This window comes from Gammaproteobacteria bacterium, from assembly GCA_013214945.1.
Taxonomy (GTDB): Bacteria; Pseudomonadota; Gammaproteobacteria; order Enterobacterales; family Psychrobiaceae; genus Psychrobium.
The window spans coordinates 37,918-56,171 of sequence record JABSRT010000012.1 but is presented as its reverse complement, the minus strand read 5'-3'; the positions used below and the strand labels follow the sequence as shown (position 1 = coordinate 56,171).

General features: G+C 42.9%; 19 protein-coding genes. 5 read left to right on the top strand and 14 right to left on the bottom strand.

The window, feature by feature from the left end; translation table 11 throughout:
- Positions 1–22 precede the first annotated feature (22 nt).
- The 14 genes from HRU23_10945 to HRU23_10880 form a co-directional block, all read right to left on the bottom strand.
- Positions 23–1,477: a flagellin gene (locus HRU23_10945; GenBank protein ID NRA54649.1), complete on the bottom strand. Its 1,455-nt coding sequence runs from the start codon at positions 1,475–1,477 to the stop codon at positions 23–25.
- Positions 1,478–1,797: 320 nt separating this feature from the next.
- Positions 1,798–3,054 (bottom strand): flagellar hook-associated protein FlgL, encoded by a 1,257-nt coding sequence (gene flgL / locus HRU23_10940; GenBank protein NRA54648.1) that lies wholly within the window; start codon positions 3,052–3,054, stop codon positions 1,798–1,800.
- 11 nt (positions 3,055–3,065) lie between these two features.
- Complete coding sequence (flgK, locus tag HRU23_10935) at positions 3,066–5,081, bottom strand: flagellar hook-associated protein FlgK (protein ID NRA54647.1); 2,016 nt, start codon at positions 5,079–5,081, stop codon at positions 3,066–3,068.
- 69 nt (positions 5,082–5,150) lie between these two features.
- Positions 5,151–6,086, bottom strand: a complete 936-nt coding sequence (gene flgJ / locus HRU23_10930) for a flagellar assembly peptidoglycan hydrolase FlgJ (protein ID NRA54646.1) — start codon at positions 6,084–6,086, stop codon at positions 5,151–5,153.
- Positions 6,087–6,132: 46 nt separating this feature from the next.
- Positions 6,133–7,242: a flagellar basal body P-ring protein FlgI gene (locus HRU23_10925; GenBank protein ID NRA54645.1), complete on the bottom strand. Its 1,110-nt coding sequence runs from the start codon at positions 7,240–7,242 to the stop codon at positions 6,133–6,135.
- A 29-nt stretch (positions 7,243–7,271) separates the two neighbouring features.
- Complete coding sequence (flgH, locus tag HRU23_10920) at positions 7,272–7,952, bottom strand: flagellar basal body L-ring protein FlgH (protein ID NRA54644.1); 681 nt, start codon at positions 7,950–7,952, stop codon at positions 7,272–7,274.
- An 11-nt stretch (positions 7,953–7,963) separates the two neighbouring features.
- Positions 7,964–8,752 carry a flagellar basal-body rod protein FlgG gene (gene flgG, locus HRU23_10915; GenBank protein ID NRA54643.1) on the bottom strand — a complete coding sequence of 263 codons (789 nt, stop codon included), beginning with the start codon at positions 8,750–8,752 and terminating at the stop codon, positions 7,964–7,966.
- Positions 8,753–8,858: 106 nt separating this feature from the next.
- Positions 8,859–9,602: a flagellar basal body rod protein FlgF gene (locus HRU23_10910; protein ID NRA54642.1), complete on the bottom strand. Its 744-nt coding sequence runs from the start codon at positions 9,600–9,602 to the stop codon at positions 8,859–8,861.
- A 146-nt stretch (positions 9,603–9,748) separates the two neighbouring features.
- Entirely contained in the window at positions 9,749–11,062 is a 1,314-nt protein-coding gene (gene flgE, locus HRU23_10905) for a flagellar hook protein FlgE (protein ID NRA54641.1), read from the bottom strand.
- Between the two features lie 15 nt (positions 11,063–11,077).
- On the bottom strand, positions 11,078–11,770 hold the full coding sequence (locus HRU23_10900) for a flagellar hook assembly protein FlgD (protein NRA54640.1): 693 nt from the start codon (positions 11,768–11,770) through the stop codon (positions 11,078–11,080).
- Positions 11,771–11,780: 10 nt separating this feature from the next.
- Positions 11,781–12,200, bottom strand: coding sequence for a flagellar basal body rod protein FlgC (gene flgC / locus HRU23_10895; GenBank protein NRA54639.1), 420 nt, complete (start codon positions 12,198–12,200; stop codon positions 11,781–11,783).
- Positions 12,201–12,202: 2 nt separating this feature from the next.
- Positions 12,203–12,598 carry a flagellar basal body rod protein FlgB gene (flgB, locus tag HRU23_10890; protein NRA54638.1) on the bottom strand — a complete coding sequence of 132 codons (396 nt, stop codon included), beginning with the start codon at positions 12,596–12,598 and terminating at the stop codon, positions 12,203–12,205.
- A gap of 243 nt (positions 12,599–12,841) precedes the next feature.
- Positions 12,842–13,675 (bottom strand): protein-glutamate O-methyltransferase CheR, encoded by an 834-nt coding sequence (locus tag HRU23_10885; GenBank protein ID NRA54637.1) that lies wholly within the window; start codon positions 13,673–13,675, stop codon positions 12,842–12,844.
- Positions 13,665–14,633: a chemotaxis protein CheV gene (locus HRU23_10880; GenBank protein NRA54636.1), complete on the bottom strand. Its 969-nt coding sequence runs from the start codon at positions 14,631–14,633 to the stop codon at positions 13,665–13,667. The genes HRU23_10885 and HRU23_10880 overlap by 11 nt, the downstream gene beginning before the upstream one ends.
- A 152-nt stretch (positions 14,634–14,785) precedes the next feature.
- Between HRU23_10880 and flgA the strand changes: the two genes are divergently transcribed.
- From flgA to HRU23_10855, 5 genes are all read left to right on the top strand, one after another.
- On the top strand, positions 14,786–15,478 hold the full coding sequence (flgA, locus tag HRU23_10875; protein ID NRA54635.1) for a flagellar basal body P-ring formation protein FlgA: 693 nt from the start codon (positions 14,786–14,788) through the stop codon (positions 15,476–15,478).
- Between the two features lie 71 nt (positions 15,479–15,549).
- A complete protein-coding gene (gene flgM, locus HRU23_10870) occupies positions 15,550–15,894 on the top strand; it encodes a flagellar biosynthesis anti-sigma factor FlgM (GenBank protein ID NRA54634.1) in 345 nt (114 codons plus the stop codon).
- Positions 15,895–16,323 carry a flagellar protein FlgN gene (locus tag HRU23_10865; protein NRA54633.1) on the top strand — a complete coding sequence of 143 codons (429 nt, stop codon included), beginning with the start codon at positions 15,895–15,897 and terminating at the stop codon, positions 16,321–16,323.
- 251 nt (positions 16,324–16,574) lie between these two features.
- Complete coding sequence (locus HRU23_10860; protein ID NRA54632.1) at positions 16,575–17,027, top strand: LPP20 family lipoprotein; 453 nt, start codon at positions 16,575–16,577, stop codon at positions 17,025–17,027.
- A gap of 13 nt (positions 17,028–17,040) precedes the next feature.
- On the top strand, positions 17,041–18,201 hold the full coding sequence (locus tag HRU23_10855) for a flagellar assembly protein T N-terminal domain-containing protein (GenBank protein ID NRA54631.1): 1,161 nt from the start codon (positions 17,041–17,043) through the stop codon (positions 18,199–18,201).
- Positions 18,202–18,254: the final 53 nt, after the last annotated feature.

Genomic DNA, 18,254 nt, shown 5'->3' with positions numbered 1-18,254 from the left:
AGTAGTTTTTTTACAGCAGGTATTAGCCGCCTAATAATTGAACCGCTGCCTGTGGCAACTGGTTAGCCTGAGCTAAAATAGAGGTACCTGCTTGTTGCAATATTTGATTACGCGTCATTACTGCTGTTTCAATCGCAAAATCTGTATCACGAATTCGACTTCTTGCCGCAGAGTTATTTTCGACGACATTTGCTAAGTTAGAAATAGTAGACTCTAAGCGATTTTGAATCGCACCCATCATGGCACGGTTGCTGTCAATAAAGGCTAATGCCGAGTCAATGACTTCAATCGATAACTGCGCGCCAAGGGCTGTACTTACATCTACAGAATCTACCGAGTCAAGCGCTGCGGCACTAACAGTAAGTGAACTGACAGATACATCAGATCCTTCAACGGTATAGTTAATTGGCGACGATAATCGTACAACACCTGTGGCTACCCCGGCTGCCGGCCCCGCAGCTCCTAAAACGAACTGATCGCCATTTGCAGTACCTTCATAATCCATCGCGTTCATTGTGACATCGAGTGTGCTGGTATAACCTGAAAATCCAATGTCGTCACCACGCTCACTGGTTAATACCACTTCGTTGTTAACGACTTCGGCTGTAACACCTGTTTTACCAGAGACTTTATTAATTTCGTTGACCAAGGGATCTAAATTTGGGTGTGTCACCGCCGCAGAAACCGTAATCGGAGTACCGTTTGAGCCTGTTAGTCCGAAGGATAAAGAACCACCAGCACCGAAAGTGGTGAGATCAAGCGATACCGAGGTTCTCGCATCGGCACCAGCTGATGAACTACTACTATTGATGTCATCAGCCAAGTCTTTCGCTGATGACAGGGCGCCACCTAATCCAGTATTAATCCCTTGTGAGCTAACAATTTCTAACGAACCATTTACGTTATTAGCGGCTCCAACTGAGCCATAACCATCTGCGCCATCACCAGCGATATCAGTTGAGTAAGAACCAATATCTTTTGCGCCAAAGGCAGCTAGTGACATATTGATGGTTTCGAACGATTTAGCCCCAACTTGGAAGTTTTCGGTGCCAAACGAGCCATCAAGCAATTTACGCTCACCAAAGGTGGTCGTTTCAGAAATACGGCTGAGCTCTTGTTGCAACTGCGTCATTTCTTCTTGAATCGCGCGTCGATCTTCTGGTGCATTAGAGCCGTTAGCTGCTTGAATTGACAGGTCGCGCATTCGTTGTAGAATATTTGTCGACTCTTGCAATGCCCCTTCAGCTGTTTGCGCCAAAGATATACCATCACCACCATTACGAATAGCGACATTGAGGCCAGTTATTTGAGAGGTTAAACGGTTTGAAATTTGTAAACCAGCCGCATCGTCTTTAGCGCTATTAATACGTAAACCTGAAGACAAGCGTTCCATAGAGGTGGCTAATGCACTGCCCGATTGGCCTAAATTACGCTGCGCGTTTAACGATGCCACATTTGTTTGAACTGTAAGAGCCATTAGATAGCCTCCACGTTGATGGCTGATGCATCAACGTAGGATGCCAACAAGCCGGTATAATTATTAAAGTTACTGCTTAGCTAATTAACAAGTTGCAATGGATGTGCCAATACTGATGTTTATTTATTTAAATATGTAAATATTTGCTAGAACTAGCAATAGCTAGTGTTTCAGAGGCATTTATTGTGCGGTAAGTTATTGTAAGTTTGCGCTATATGGCAAAAAACCAGTCAATTTTATGACTGGCTTTAAGTTTGGTCAGGATGTTTGCCAGCGGCAAAGTGCTTGCCGCCTAATTATTGACAATTATTGCCGCTTGGTTACAAGTAATTTAACAAGCTCATTCCTTGAATTTGTGAAAAGGCCGTTTGCGATGCCTGTAAGGCAAGTTTTTGCCGTTCAAACTGTGAAATTGCCTCAACCATGTCTAAATCTTCAAGGCTCGAACGTGAGGTTTCTAATGTCAGATCATAATCCAAATGTCGTTCATTCTGACTTTCAGTTAATTGGAGTCTAGTCCCTATTTCAGCGCGCACATTACCAAGTTTTATTTGGCTGGCATCAATATTACCAATAATATGACCGATATCTAACTGGCGCTGCGCCTCATCAATACCAACGCCGTTCGGTTCTTTCAGCCAGTCAATCGCTTGCTGAATTGTGGTAAAAATATCAACACTGTCTTGGGGCGTTAAACTAATGCTATCACCGTCTTGAGGTTGCTCTGTGATAACCACTTCAACCCCATTAAACGTAATTGGTTCACCAGCAACATAGACTTGTGATGTAGCTGGCAACGTAGGAAACACCTGAGTAGGCGTTGAATCAAATACCGTTAATTCCATTTCATCAGTCGCAGTATTTCTCACAAAGTCGATGGTGTAATCATCTTCAACGTAGGTGCTGCGATCGCTAATGACTGCACTAGCTACTCGTGCGCGGTCGACGGGCTCGTCGACTGCAGCGCCAGATCCCGCCACCATGCTGTAGGTAGGTTTAAAATCACCAACGGCATTAGGTACATCCATGAAAACTTTTTGTCCCGAGTCACTTGTTGCCACTTGCACGCCCGGTCCAACGGTCGTTTCACGTTGACCAATATCGCCAACATAATTAATGCTGTCGTCCGATTGACGCTCAAAGGGTGGCGTGGTCGTTTGAAAACCACCAAAAACATAACTACCCGATTCATCTCGGCTATTGGCCAATGACAACAATTCGTCATAGCGTGCTGCGAGCTCTTCTGCAATAGCATCACGAGCAGCATCATCGTTGCCAATACTATTCCCCTGAAGAATGAGGTCTTTTACCCGAAACATCACATTTTCAGCCGACTCTATCGCGCTTTCTTCAACGTTAATCCGCGTTTCCGCATAATTAATGTTGGTTCGATATTGGTTGATTAGTGCTTGCTCTTGGCGAATATTTAAAATTGAGTTGGCGGCAACCGAATCATCGCCCGCCGTTATCACGCGTTTTCCTTCCGAAATACTCATCACCGAACCATTAACATCAGACTGACGGTTAAGAATATTTTGAGTATTAACACTGTAAAATTGACTGGTTGAAATTCGCATGACCTACTCCTTTATCTTACTGCTTGCAGTATGGTTTGAAAAATTTCATTGGCGGTTGAAATCACTTGCGCACTTGCTGAGTACGCTTGTTGAAAGCGCAATAAATTTGACGCCTCTTCATCAAGATTAACCCCTGAAGTATTAGACATTCTTGCAGTAGCTTGATCATAAAGTGTTTGTGCCGCACCCGCTTCTATATTTGCGGTTGCGCTTTGTGAGCCGACATTGGTCACGGCTTCTTCAAAGACATCGGCAATGGTGGACTTGCCATTGTTCATTAATTTTTGATCTGTGAGCTGCGCCATCGCTAACATATTTTTAGAGTTGCCTGAACCAAATGCGTAATCTATATCATAAACCTCAGGGGCATTGGCTGTTTGGCCAGTCGGATCACCAGTGAGCTTAAAGGTGATGCCTGCGGCTTGAAATTCTATCGAGCCGCCACTATAGCTAGTTAATGCGGCGCCACTTAGATCGGTCAGTGGCACTGCTGTACCGCTACTATCAACCATCGCCAAGTTAAACGTGCCAACAGGTGACTCATAAGCTTGCAGCGATAAACCACCAGCAGTTGTAGGGAAATCGGCAGCACTGCTATTATCAACGCTGCTAATGGTTAATTTAGCGGTATTAACATTATCACCCGACGGATAAATTTCGACAATTGACGAGGCGGCAATTTGGTCGGCAGATGTTAAATTAACTTCGAGGTTACTGGCGCCAAGACGCGTTGGTTGCAGCTCAAATTTATCACCGTCAAGTGGAATACCGCCGGCTTCTTTAAAGATAAACCCGGTGTCTGGGCTAGTGGCTTCAAATGAACGAGCGCCTACCGCCGGTGCTGGGGTTTCCACCACTAAGGTCATCGCCTGTGACTGACCACTGCTTAAATTCGTTAAGGTATAAGTTCCTCCCGAATATTGAAGCCTAAAATCATCACCGCTTAATTGATTAACATTAGTAATTTCAACCCCACCGGCTAGCGTACCGGTGTTAGATGTAGCACCCAATGATCGTAACCTTACAGCATTGGGATCATTAATATCTTCAAATAAATTTTGTCCAGTAAGACCGTTTAGATCAACACCTTGAGATTGCGCGGTGTTAAAAGTATCGGCAATTGCAATCGCGGTTAATCCCACTTTATTGAGGGTTTCAGTTAATGCGCCATCACGGTAAGATATCAACGCGCCAACCGACCCGCCCATATTTTTGCCATCAATGTGTTGCAATGCGCTAGAGGGCGATTGGATCACCACCTGCAGTTGTTTTGGATCGGGGGAACCCGCTACCGAGGTTACCGAAAAACTTGATGTACCAGTCACTAAGGTTTGACCATTGGCAATATAAACATTAAGCGCGCCATCTTGGGTTGCCACCGTGCTAACCTTGGTAAATTCAGCAAGCTCTATTAATAAGTTATCCCTTTCATCGAGCAAATCATTTGGCGTAGCGCCACCGGCCGATGCGGTAACCACGTCGCGGTTAACCCGGGCCAATTGCTCAGCGATAGCGGTCATCCTTTCTACTGAGCTTTCAATATCTTCATTAACTGAGCTATATTCTGCTTCAAGCGTTCGCTGCATTGATTGGGTACTAACGGCTAAGGTATCGGCTTTGGCGAGCATCACTTGACGTAACCCGACATCACCGGGCACATCAACCAAGGAATTAACAGCGGCAAATAAATCGTTCAGTGAATTTGTGATATTAGGCCCAACCAATGACATGGTTTCATCGAGTCGCCCCAATTTGCTCGCGCTGGTTTGGGCGCCACTGTTGGTGGACTGATTAAAGACAACTTCATTGTATCTAAATTGGTCAAAGACTCGCTGTACATCTTTAATTTTGCTGCCGGTACCAAGGAAGTCAGAACCTGAATTAAAGGGCGTTGTCGTTTCTTGAATTACCCGCTGGCGTGAATAGCCGTCGTTATTAACATTGGCAATATTATGACCGGTGGTTGATAACTGCTGTTGGGCGGTAGAGAGTCCACTAATGCCCAATTGTAATAAATCAACACCCATAACAGCATTCCTTTAATAGCTAAATATGAAAATAAAAATGTTAGTAACGGATAACCACAAGATTAAAAATTATCGCGCAAGCTCGGTGACTTTATTTAATACACCGAGGATCTTAGTTGCATAATTTGGGTCCGTGGCGTAACCGGCCTCCTGTAATGAATGCAAATAGCTTGCCGGATTGCCAATATTTTTCATTGCGTCTTGATATCGGTTTGAATTTTTAATAAAACCAACGTAATCGTTGAAACTTTGTTCGACATTTTCGTAACTTCTAAATTTAGCCTGCTCGCGTACTGCAATGCCCTCGCGGTATTCAAGGGTTTTAACGCTAGCTTTATCACCCTGCCAACTTCGGTCAGCTTTAATGTTAAATAAATTAAAGCTGGTATCACCATTACCCTTAGCGACAACTTTTTGACCCCATCCAGTCTCTAAAGCCGCCTGCGCCAACAAGACGCCTGGCGAACCACCCAGTAATTTTGCCGCTTTTTTGGCATATGGCATCAATTGGTCAACGAAGTCTTGCGGTGAACTAAAGGTCATCGACGTTGGGCTTGCCGAAGATGGCGCGGCATTGTCATTAGCAATGGTATTCGACGCCGTCGTTTGACTAGGATTAATCTCTACTTGAGTTTCAGTAGCTGACTTGCTCATGGCTAACCCCTGCGTCCGCAACGCCGATGCCGGCATAAAATTTCCCTGCTGAGTTCCCAGTTGCTGCACAATTAAGTCAGCCAAACCCAAGCTGCCTTCCTCACTTAAGTTCAATGCCATTTGTTGATCATGCATATCGCGATACATCTGAGTGCCAGCGCCATTAAATGGTGAATCTTCCGCCTCGAAAGCAGCATTTGCTTGGCGCATACTTTTGAGCAACATTTGCATAAAAATGCCTTCAAACTTCTTGGCAACTTTTTCTAGCGCTTTATTTTCGTCTTGCTGGGCTTCTTGACGTAAATTATCCAGCGATGCGATATCTTGAAAGTTATCAGCAGCGCCATTCATTAAGGGACTAGCAAATGAACTATTTAATGTATTCATCTCTATCTCCTTAAATGACGATAAGTTCGCCGTGCAGTGCACCGGCTTGTTTTAATGCTTCTAAAATCGCCATCAGATCTGAAGGTGAAGCACCGATTAAATTAACCGCACGAACCAGTTCATCTAAGGTGGTACCAGGCGCAAAGGTAAACATCCGAGAATCGTCTTGAGTCACATCAACAATTGACTGACCTGCGACCACAGTTTCACCGTTCGCTAATGCGTTAGGCTGCGAAATGACCGGTGATTCGGCGATGGTCACTGTTAACGACCCGTGGGTAATAGCGGCCGGCATTAATCGAACTTGCTGACCAACCACTATTGTTCCAGTGCGCGAGTTTACAATAATCTTGGCTGCCGCCGTTGCAGGGATAACCTCAAATTCTTCCAACACCGCTAAATACGATACCCGCTGCGATACATCTCTGGGCGCGCTCACCCTAATAGAGGTGGCGTCAAGCGGCATGGCGACACCTTCACCCAAAACCTTGTTAATTGCTTGGGCAAAACGTTTGGCGGTTGAAAAGTCAGAATGATGCAGATTAAACGTAATGTGATCGCCTTGACTAAATGAACTGGCCACTTCACGTTCGACAATCGCGCCATTGGGGATCCGACCTACGGTTGGCGTATTTTGAATAACCTTTGAGCCATCAGCGCCTTCGGCACTAAAGCCCGAGACCATTAAACTGCCTTGAGCGATTGCATAAACATTGCCATCGAGGCCTTTAAGAAAGGTGCGTAATAACGTACCACCACGCAGACTTTTAGAGCTGCCAACCGACGACACGGTAATATCGATCGTTTGCCCAGGCTTGGCGAAAGCTCTCAACTCGGCATGAATAGCCACGGCTGCAACATTTTTTACTTTAGGGCTAACGCCTTCAGGCATTGAGATGCCAAAATTACGTAACATAGTGATAAAACTTTGATCGGTGAACGGACTTGTTTCACCGGTACCTGGTAAACCTACCACTAAACCATAACCCACTAGCTGGTTAGACCGAACGCCCTGTATTGATGCTAAATCTTTGATTCTTTGAGCGTTAGCGTTACTAATACTGAGAAACAAAATAGCTATCAGCAGTGGAATTAACGTATTAAAGTTGATGTTTTTCATAATGGTTCACCTGACGAATTTTTGACGATTTAGAACGGCCACCATGTACCATTGAAGAATCGTGCCAACCATCCCATTTGTTGACTATCAGCGAAAGATCCTGTGCCAGAATACTGAATTCTTGCGTTGGCAATCTTAATTGATTTGATTTGGTTATCGGCGCTAATGTCTTGTGGACGTACCATGCCCGTAAGACGAATAAACTCGTCACCGTTGTTTAAGGTTATCCATTTTTCGCCGCGAACAATTAAATTACCATTGGTTAATACCTGAATAACATTAACCGAAATCGAGCCAGACAAGCTATTGGACTGATCGGCATCAGATGCCCCAGTAAAGTCGCTACTTTGAGTTAGTTCCATTTCAAGCGGGTTGCCAGCGATTGTTGCGGCACGGCCAAATAAGGTAGGCGGTGTTAAGCTGAAATTATTCGCTTTAGACGAACTATTGGCAGCCTTTTTATTGGCTTGAGTACTTTCACTCAAAATAACTTCGATAATGTCACCAATATTGCGCGCTTTAACATCGGCATACAAACTATTAGGGGTTGCCATACTAAATAACGAACCCGTCACGACCACATTTTTCGCCGCTGGTGCGGGTAATATTGGCGCGTAATAAGGGTCATCTGCTATCGGTTTATTGGCGGTACTGCTACAACCACCCAGTAAAACGATCGGCAACATCCAAACTAACAATAATAATTTCATCGGATTAGTTCCTATAACTGCTGAGTAACAAAACTCATCATTTGATCCACCGCCGAAATAACTTTAGAGTTCATTTCGTAAATACGTTGTGATTCAATTAAATTAACCAACTCTTCGGTCACGTTAACATTCGATGTTTCGAGCGCGCCCTGACGCACAGAGCCTAGACCATCTGTGCCTGGAGTGCCCTGTACTGGCGCGCCACTAACCCCGGTTTCAAGGTATAAATTCTGGCCAATTGGCTCTAGTCCCTGCGGATTAATAAAGTTAGAGACTGTTATCTGGCCTACGACGGTATTTTCTGCCTGCCCGCCAAGACGAACCGACACTTCCCCTTCACTAGATACTGTAATACTCTGAGCGTCAGCGGGAATAGTGATAGTAGGCTGCAATATATCGCCACTGCCAGGGGTAACAATTTGCCCCTCTTCATTCAGCATAAATTGACCATTACGGGTATAAGCAATATTACCGTCTGGTTTCAAAATTTCGAAGAATCCAGAACCTTCGATCATCATATCAAGAGAATTTTCAGTGGTTAACATATTGCCTTGCGAAAATTCTTTTTGAGTTGCAACGACTTTAGTTCCGGCGCCTAACATAAGACCTGCTGGTAACTCGGTATTTTGCGATGATTTACCACCTGGCTGATTGATGTTTTGATATAACAAATCTTCAAATACCGCACGGCTTTTTTTGTAACCAATCGTACTGGCATTGGCCAAGTTATTTGAAATTGTTGCAATATCAGTTTGTTGAGCATCTAAGCCCGTTTTACTTATCCATAATGCAGCATTCATCACAAACCTCCAGAGGTCGTCTTTAAATTTGTTAGGGTATCGCCATAAATTGCGTAAGCCATACCTGGTAATTTACAAAATATCGAAGTCATTACAGCGCCCTAGCTTAAGTTAATCGCAACAAGGTATCTTGTGAGCGATCTATTTCTTCTGCCGTTTTCATCATTTTCACTTGAGTATCAAACTGGCGTTGCAAGGTGATTAAGTCGACCATTTCACTGATAGTATTAACATTGCTGCCTTCTACCATGCCACTGGCCACCTTTATCTGAGCATCATTTTCAAACTCACCACCGTCTTTAAGACGAAATAAACCGTCAGTGCCTTTAGTCAACTCAGATTTATCAGGGTTTACCAAAGCAAGCCGGCCCGCTTCTTCAATGACATTTCTTGGCGCACCTTGCGGATGCACCGTAATAACACCATCACTACCAATTTGTAATTTATCGATTGGGGTTGGTATAGCTATCGGGCCAAAATCTCCCATTACTAACAAACCAGAGCTATTACGCAACATGCCTTCGCTATCAATTTGTAGCGAGCCTGCGCGAGAAAGCGCTGGCGAGCCATCTTTTGATTCAACGACTAACCAACCTTCCCCCTGAATCGCAACATCAAGATCACGACCAGTAGTGACCATTGGGCCCGATTCAAAGTTTTGGGCCGGCCGCTCAGTCAGTGAAAAGACTCGTGTAGGCATGCCTTCACCATAAGCTTGCATCGAGCGTGCTTGCTCAATATCTGCTTTAAAGCCTGATGTTTTGGCGTTAGCCAAATTGTTTGCTCGTATAGCGGTTGCATTAAGATTTTCTTTTGCGCCACTCATGGATATATAGAGTAGTTTATCCATCATTTGCCCCGTCAATAAATTAGCGATTAAACTAGTTATTTATTAATATGCAACTGGTATGCCATAAGTGTAAAGAATTAAGAAAGAGATAAAGAGGGAAAATGAATTGAAGTGAGATAGCCCGCTTGGCGGGCTATCTAGTGAACTTATCGTATTTGTAAAATTGTTTGAGATAAGGTCTGATTTACTTCGAGCGCTCGTGAGTTCGCTTGGAAGTTACGCTGCGCCGTGATTAAATCGACCAATTCAGTGGTTAAATCAACATTGGCCTGCTCTAATGCCGCCGAGTTAATCGTACCAAACGTACCCGAGTCAGCCTCGCCCGCCAGCGGTTCGCCAGAGTCTAAGCTCTGTTTCCACGAGGTATTACCGGTTTGCGTTAGCCCTTGCTCATTTCTAAAACGCGCCATAGCAACACGCCCCAAAGCTTCAGCACTACCGTTACTGTAAGTCGCTTTAACTAATCCATCAGCGCCAATTTCAACCCCCGTTAAACGCCCGACCGTTAAACCGTCTTGTTCAAGTGAAGTCACTTCAAAACCAGCTGCAAACTGAGTTGGCCCATCTAATTTCAGGGTTAAAAATTGTCCGCCATTAGGTCCTGCGGTATAAACACCAGCCCCAGGCGTGCCTAGTGCTTCTAATGTCGTATTAGGCGGAGTATTGGGTACATGAACACCACTTGAATCAAAAGTGACCGGCACCCCGGTATGGGTACCGGCAGTTTCTGCCGCCGTAGGGGCCGGCGACGTAACATTCACTGGCTTACCGTCAACACCGGCAAAGGCAACCCAGCGGTTGGGATCCGTGGCAATGCTATCGTCTTTAACAAAATAGGTCGTTTGCACATGCGCTTCACCGAGCGAGTCATAAATAGTAACCGAGGTAGAATGGTTATAAGTAGTTGGATCGTCTATATCAAAGGCGCCAACTGTTTTTCCCGTTGTACCAGCCGGTAAATTCATCGACATCGTGACATTTTCGGACATCTGTGGCACCCCGGCAGTTTCAGGGATCTGCAAACCAGTAGTAGTCGTCAAATTAATGGCAGAAGACGACCCGTCAGAATTAACCGGGTAAGTTTGCAAATAATTGCCGTTTGAATCAACAATAAAATTATCATTGTTTAGTTTAAACGCTCCCGCGCGGGTAAAACTCAAATCTTTACCGTCTAAACCATCAGAGGTAACAAAAAATCCCGGACCGGTTATCGCCAAATCGAGTGCATTATTGGTAAATTTTAAGCTGCCTTGGTGAAATTGCTGTGCGACCTGAGCCGTCGTTGCGCCATCACCTGCTTTGGTCTTTGAATTAGTGAACAGTGACGAGGCATACACGTCAGCAAATTCAGCGCGCGATTCTTTAAAGCCAATGGTACTGACATTGGCAATGTTATTTGCGGTAACATTCAAATCTTTGGTTGCTGCTGCAATACCACTTAATGCGATATTAAAAGACATAATATAATCCTCTTTCTATTTATTTTCGGCAACAGCTAACACATCATTAAGTGAAATGTTGCCAAGGCCTCTAAGATTTAAAATAACGCCGTTGGACGTATTGCCCAAACTCACGCTAGTGACATGCGCATAGGTTGATACAGCAAGCTCTTGTTGCTCACCATCAACTAAACCAGATGCATTTATTGTATAATCGCCCCCCGGTACTGCCTCACCATCATCATCGGTGCCATCCCAGGAGAAATCTGTATTACCAGCCGGTACATTGACCATGTTAATGGTTTTAATTAACTCGCCCGATGAATTTTCTATTCGTAGTTTCAAACTTGCCTGCGAGTCGGGTAGGCTCACTACACCATCAACACCTTCACCGGCTTCTTGATAAGTCTCATTGGTTGGGATCAAAACTTTTTGCCCAACCAAGGTTGACGCCTGCAAAGCTTGTGATGACGTCATTACAGAGTTTAAATCTTCAAATTGCGTCGTCATTTGTGAAATACCTTCAACGGTACTAAAAGACGCCATTTGTGAAATCATCGTGTCATTATCAACAGGTTTTGACGGATCTTGCATCGCCAATTGCTGGGTTAGCAGCTTCAAGAAATCTTCTTGGTCCAGCGATTGGTTTTTACCATCATCAACTTTTACTTGCTCAGTTTGCCAAGTCATCGAATCAAGGTAAGCGTTGGTATTAGAAACTGTGCTCATGAATTACCCCTTATTTACCAAGCTGTAATGTTTTCATTAACATTTGCTTGGCGGCATCTGCAACTTGAACATTGGTCTGATACGAACGCGATGCAGAGATCATATTCGCCATTTCTTCCATCACATTGACATTCGGCTTGTAAATATAGCCATTGTCATCTGCCAGTGGATGATTAGGATTATATTCTTGGCGCAATGGGTCTTGATCTTCAACAATACCTAAAACTTCAACCTTAACCGACGCTGAGTCTTGACCAGCGGCAGCTTCTTGCATCATGGCGGCAAAAACTGGATGGCGGCCACGGTAGGTTTCTCCGGCACTGCTGCTGATATTATTCGCATTAGCCAAGTTAGATGCGGTGGTGTTAAGTCGCAATGATTGCGCACTCATGCCTGAACCAGCGACATCGAAAATATTATATAAGCTCATATTTAAGCTCCTTTAATGGCTAGGTTCAGCCCTTTAAATTTACCGCCAAGAAACTGCAAACTCGATTGATATTCTAAGGCATTTTTCATATACAAATTACGCTCCACCTGGACATCAACCGTATTACCATCACCCGTATCAGGTTGATTTGGTATGCGAAATGATATTCCATCACTAATACTCGCATTAATATTAAAATGCTTTTCATGCGTTCGTGACATACTCGAACTCATGGTTGATTTGGCGTTACGCATGGCTGTTGCAAAATCTAAGTCGCGTGCCTTGTAATGAGGAGTGTCTGCATTAATTATATTACTAGCAATAATCTCGGCTCGCTGTGAACGAATACCAATTGTATGTTGAGCTAGTCCAAGTGCCTTATCAAAAGAAATTGCCATAATTTTGTCTCTCGTTACCTTTGTTAATACAAATGCAATCGCTGTGCCAAAATATGAAATATATAGATTTTTTTTACTTAGGGGCAAGAAAGCCTAGATTAGGCCAATTGGACCGGGGTACCGACTCTACTGGGGGCTAATAGTATTGGCGTTGTATCGTAGAGAAACTATAACTTTATAGGGAAGAATAAAAAACTAAGGGACAATTTGTCCCTTAGTTTTTAACATGGCATAAGGTTGCCACTATTTTATTGATTTATATACGATACCAGAACTGCATCGGTTCATTTCAAAACTTTCAGTTAAGCCATTAATTGACTCCGAAGCCCCTAACATCAAATAACCATTTGAGTTAACAGCCTTGGCAAAATTGCCAAAAATTTGCCGCTTAATCTCAGGAGAAAAATAAATCAACACATTACGACAGAAAATAATGTCAAATTTACCAAGAATAGCAAACGAGTCCAATAAGTTAAATTGACGAAACTTAACGTGACGCTGTAATTCTGGTTTTACTTGATAACATCCTTGCGAGGACGGAGTAAAGAATCGTTGTAAACGCTCTTTTGATAAACCTCGCCCCAGTGCTAACGCGTCATACTCACCTTTATTACAATGGGCTAACATACTTGCCGAGATGTCTGTGCCTAACACTTCAAACCCGCGCGTCAAACATCCAGGATTTTTAGCCTGATATTCTAGACATGTCATCACAATAGAATAAGGTTCTTGACCTGAAGAGCTGGCTGATGACCAAATTCTAAGCGGACGTGACAACTTACTAAATTCAGGCAGCAAGCGTTTAGTCAACAACTCGAATGGATATCTATCTCTAAACCACAACGTTTCATTGGTCGTCATTGCATCGATAACTACTGCACGTAATTCTCGCTTACGAACGTCCATCACTTGCTTTATTAAATCAGATAAACTGTCACAGCTAAACTGACTTAATAATGGCCCAAGCCGACTCTTGACCAAATACTGTTTGTTTTTCCCCAGAACAATACCGCAGTGCTGTTCTAGAAATTTACAAAAGTCGAGGTACTCTCTGTCTGAAAAGATATTATTTGTCACTCACAATTTCCCGAGCGGGCTCAGAATGCAAAATATTAATATTTCGTTCTACCGCAGCTGCTAAATCATCAGGGTTAAATTTTGCAATAAAATCATCAGCACCGACATTATCGACCATTGCTTGGTTAAATACGCCACTTAATGAGGTATGTAAAATTACCCGCAAATCTTTAAGTTTTTCTCTGCTTCGAATCTCAGAGGTTAACGTATAACCATCCATTTCTGGCATTTCAATATCGGATATTAATAAGCCGAGCTTCTCAGTTACTGATTTTTCACAAGACTCACTTAACTCGACTAATTTCTCGAGAGCTTCGCGGCCATTTTTTGCTGTAATGATTTCGATGCCTAACGGGGTTAAAGCGCGTTTAATTTGATTTAACGCCACCATCGAGTCATCAGCAATCATCAGAAACTTATCACTATCGCCAATGATTTCTTGCGTTTCAGCTAATAAATCCTCACTCATTGTTTCATTTGTTGGCGCAACTTCCATCAAAATTTTCTCGACGTCCAGTACCCCAACTATTTCGCCATCAACTTCGGTAACAGCGGTTAGATAATTAGTATCACCAGCACCGTCTGGTGGAGGTAATATTTGTTCCCAATTTAAATTAATAATCCGTTCAACCGAACCGACCAAGAAACCTTGCACTGAGCGATTATATTCCGTGATGATGATGAATCTATTTTCAAGATCATCAATTGGTTCCTGCCCTGTCGCCATACTAAGATCGATAACAGAAATTGTTTCACCGCGAATATGTGCCACACCACGGACGCTTGGGCGCAGACTTGGTAAAGCGGTTAATCGAGGGCATTGCAAGACTTCTTTAACTTTAAATACGTTAATTCCGTATCTATGCTTGCTATTGTTTAACTTAAATAACAGCAACTCGAGGCGATTTTGCCCAACTAACTGCGTACGTTGATTGACTGAATCTAGAACACCGGCCATAACAACTCCATATTATTAGACTGAAATAAATTGATTTGTAATAGTTACTTCCATGTATCACTACACTACCTTACACTACATTCTAGAATAAAAATGTAGATATAGTTAAATCTTATAAAAATTATGAAAGATAAGATAGTGTAAAAAAAAATATGCTTAAAATAAATTTGATTATAACTTGTTGTTTTATTTTGCTGTCAGCGCCAGTTTATGCGTTAACGGATAACCAACAACGGTTACATAAAATTGAGAAATTAGTTCATGCCTATATTGAACAGCAACTAATTAGCCGTGGTGACGAACGAATTGAAATCACCGTTAAAGCGCTCGACCGACGAAAAAAGGTCGCGTTATGCCCGCAACCGCTTTCTTTATCATTACCAGGCAAGACACGTCTGTCACGTCATACCACCGTTGAAGTAAAATGCGAACAACAATGGAAAATCTACGTGCCAGCACGTATTAAACGTTTGCAGTCTGTTGTTGTTGCCAGTCAAAACATGTCGGCAGGTACCCTGCTAACGTCCAGTAATTTAACATTAGCTTACAAAGATATTTTAACGCTGCGTGGTTCAACCTTATCTCAGCTAGAGAACATATTAGGCTCAAAGATAAAACGGCAAATTCAACGTAACCAAGCTATTATCGCTAATAACATTTGCTTGGTTTGTCGTGGTGACCCCGTGACAATCTATGCAAGAAGCGGTACGTTAACTATTAAATCTGTTGGCAAAGCCCTCAGAGATGGCAGTATTGGTCAAGTAATTTCAGTTAAAAACAGCAGCTCTGGACGTCGTATTGAGGCGCTTGTGATCGCGGTTGGTGTTGTTGAAATAAAATTATAATAAAAACTAAAGATAGGTTAAACTTTGCCGATAGAAAGGGATGAAGAATTAATTTCGAAAGGAATAAAGTTATGGCGATAGATATGAATAAGGTTGCTGGCGCTCATAGTCAACAACTTGACAATTTAAAACTTAAGTCGCAAAACGCTAATCAAACTGTCAAGCAAGAGACAGTGCAAAATCAAGCGCAAGCGCAAGCAAGCAATAAACCACAGGCGAAAGACTCAGTGTCTTTAACGCAACAGGCACAACAGTTGCATAAGATTAAAGAGAAATTAACTAATACTTCCTCTATTGATCAAGCAAAGGTTGAGAGTATTCGCAAAGCAATTTCAGCTGGCGAATACAAGGTCGATCCGCAAAAGCTTGCTGCCAATATGGCAAAGTTTGAGGAAGCGCTAACAGCAGGTAATTAAATGGATACCGAACAACTAACGCTACAATTAAATATTCAGTATCAAAAATCAGAGCAGCTATTAACCTTACTTACTGAGGAAAATAAAGCTTTGGTTGAACGTGATATTGATAAAATTGAGACACTCGCGCGTGATAAACAAAAGATCCTCAGTGAATTGGCGACCGCTGACCAGCAAATTAAGCAACTTGTAACGTCAATTAATGAGTTACCTGCTGAATTAATGAAGCTTAAAAATGTTATCGTTGACAATATCACCAAAGGTCAGCTGCAAAATGACATAAATGGTAAAGCTATTGCGTTAGGCATCAATAGCCTTGAGCGCCTACAAACCTCTCTTATTCGTAAGCGAGCTGGCAACAGCATGACTTACAACCAAAAAGGCAAAACCCGCGGCGGTGGTATTCGTGGTAGTTACATTTCAGCCTAGTCCACAATGTTTCCTGAAATACAGTCATTTATTCGCCCTCTTATTCGTAGTCAGTGAGAATAATTCTTTGTTGTGGTTATTTCATTTGTTATAAATGACTAACTGGCTCAAATATTGCTTATTCAAATTACGATAAAATATAATTTTTAGTGCCAATATTTAGACACCTTAAGCTTTAGCCAATTTCTCTTATCACAGACAGGCTAACTTATTGTCGTTTACGGTACCGATGATGATCCGAGGTAATTTGTATGAGACTCTCCAGCATTATTTTAATGATGTTACTTGGCCCATTAACCGCCTGCAGCAGTTTTGGTGACAAGTACATTGAATATCAGGTTATGCCTCCGACTGAGTTTGCAGTATTACATGCAACAGGTTATGCGCCGATTCAGTCACAGTCCGGCAGTAACGATACAGAAAAGATGCTCAATGCAATTCAAGCTTCAAAATTAGCTGCTTATCGTGAATTAACCGAACAAGTTCATGGTCAGCAAGTCTCGGGGCAGTCTTCGATAAGTGATTTAGCACTCGATAGCTCATCCTTTAAAGCGTCGATCAGCGGGCTTATCCGCGGTGCCCGTGTGGTACAGAGTTATCCGCTTAATGATGATATTTATGCGACCGAATTAGAGCTTGATTTTAAAGTTGTCTATCAATTATATCAATCAACCGCAATGCCACGGCGTGTCATGAAAAACTAACTGGGGCTCACTTATGAATCGTAATTGCCAAATACTCGTTACCGGCCTAAGCCTGGCTTTATTATCATTTAATATTAATGCGCAATGGCTTGAGTCAAAAGGCCAAGCCCGTATTTTAAATAATAATATTGAAATTGCCCGCAATAACGCGGTGCAGAATGCACTGCGTCAATCATTGATTGTCGCAGGTGCACGTGTCAGCAGTATTCAGGAAATAAGTAATGGCCTGCTTACATCAGATCGCTTTGAAGTACGAAGTCAGGGATCTGTTCGCGATATCCAGCTGCTCAATGAGCGTCATAAAAATGGCTATATTACGGTCACGATCAGAGCCGATATTGTGCGCGAATTTGAGCAATGCAGCGGTACTAAATTAACCAAGACCTTAGTGTTAACTGAATTTCCATTGAGTGCACGCTCACAAGCAGCTACCGGCGGAATTTTTGAACTTGGTAAATATACAGCCCAGCAACTACATCGACAAATTAATAGTTTAAATGGGGTTACGCGCATCACCCAACTATTACCGTTGCAGCAACAATGGCAGCAACAGCTACAACCTATGGCTAGCTCTCCCTTCATCACGTTAGCAAATCGCAGCAACGCTCAATATGTGTTAACCGCACAAATAACCGATATTTCAATGTTCCAGGCCAATACCAAGTGGTTAGGTTTTGTTACCGAGTCGCCGCTACGTCAATTTTCGCTTAATGTGTTTATATACGACGGTTCCAACGGCGAACAAGTGTGGAATAAACAATATCAAACACAAGCGGTTTGGATCTATCAGCGCCAAACTCAAGTCGATGTCAGTACGAGTGCATTTTGGCAGTCAGCCTATGGGGCGGCAATAAATGACCAATTGATTCAACTTACAGATGATATTAACGACAAACTTCGCTGCGAAGCGATTTCAGGGCGTATTGTCAAAGCAACAAAAGACCAATTCACTATCAACTTGGGTAGTGAACATGGGATCAAAGCTGGCGATCAGTTAATGGTGATTCATCAGGGAAGTTTTATCGATCTTGACGGCACCAGACACCAGACTCAACAAATTAGTGACGCCAAGCTAAAAGTTATTCAACTTGGCCGCTATAACCTCGTCGCTGAGCCTGTTGATGTGGCATTAGCCGGTGGTATTCAAATTAGAGATCAGATTGTCAAAGAATAACTAACTCCAACTACTCAAGTCCATTGCATAGCACTAAAAATCGGGTGATATGC

Coding starts and splice junctions, on each gene's coding strand:
- HRU23_10945 (NRA54649.1), bottom strand. CDS start 1,477: ATGGCTCTTACAGTTCAAACAAATGTGGCATCGTTAAACGCGCAGCGT.
- flgL (NRA54648.1), bottom strand. CDS start 3,054: ATGCGAATTTCAACCAGTCAATTTTACAGTGTTAATACTCAAAATATT.
- flgK (NRA54647.1), bottom strand. CDS start 5,081: ATGGGTGTTGATTTATTACAATTGGGCATTAGTGGACTCTCTACCGCC.
- flgJ (NRA54646.1), bottom strand. CDS start 6,086: ATGAATGGCGCTGCTGATAACTTTCAAGATATCGCATCGCTGGATAAT.
- HRU23_10925 (NRA54645.1), bottom strand. CDS start 7,242: ATGAAAAACATCAACTTTAATACGTTAATTCCACTGCTGATAGCTATT.
- flgH (NRA54644.1), bottom strand. CDS start 7,952: ATGAAATTATTATTGTTAGTTTGGATGTTGCCGATCGTTTTACTGGGT.
- flgG (NRA54643.1), bottom strand. CDS start 8,752: ATGAATGCTGCATTATGGATAAGTAAAACGGGCTTAGATGCTCAACAA.
- HRU23_10910 (NRA54642.1), bottom strand. CDS start 9,602: ATGGATAAACTACTCTATATATCCATGAGTGGCGCAAAAGAAAATCTT.
- flgE (NRA54641.1), bottom strand. CDS start 11,062: ATGTCTTTTAATATCGCATTAAGTGGTATTGCAGCAGCAACCAAAGAT.
- HRU23_10900 (NRA54640.1), bottom strand. CDS start 11,770: ATGAGCACAGTTTCTAATACCAACGCTTACCTTGATTCGATGACTTGG.
- flgC (NRA54639.1), bottom strand. CDS start 12,200: ATGAGCTTATATAATATTTTCGATGTCGCTGGTTCAGGCATGAGTGCG.
- flgB (NRA54638.1), bottom strand. CDS start 12,598: ATGGCAATTTCTTTTGATAAGGCACTTGGACTAGCTCAACATACAATT.
- HRU23_10880 (NRA54636.1), bottom strand. CDS start 14,633: ATGGCCGGTGTTCTAGATTCAGTCAATCAACGTACGCAGTTAGTTGGG.
- flgA (NRA54635.1), top strand. CDS start 14,786: ATGCTTAAAATAAATTTGATTATAACTTGTTGTTTTATTTTGCTGTCA.
- flgM (NRA54634.1), top strand. CDS start 15,550: ATGGCGATAGATATGAATAAGGTTGCTGGCGCTCATAGTCAACAACTT.
- HRU23_10865 (NRA54633.1), top strand. CDS start 15,895: ATGGATACCGAACAACTAACGCTACAATTAAATATTCAGTATCAAAAA.
- HRU23_10860 (NRA54632.1), top strand. CDS start 16,575: ATGAGACTCTCCAGCATTATTTTAATGATGTTACTTGGCCCATTAACC.
- HRU23_10855 (NRA54631.1), top strand. CDS start 17,041: ATGAATCGTAATTGCCAAATACTCGTTACCGGCCTAAGCCTGGCTTTA.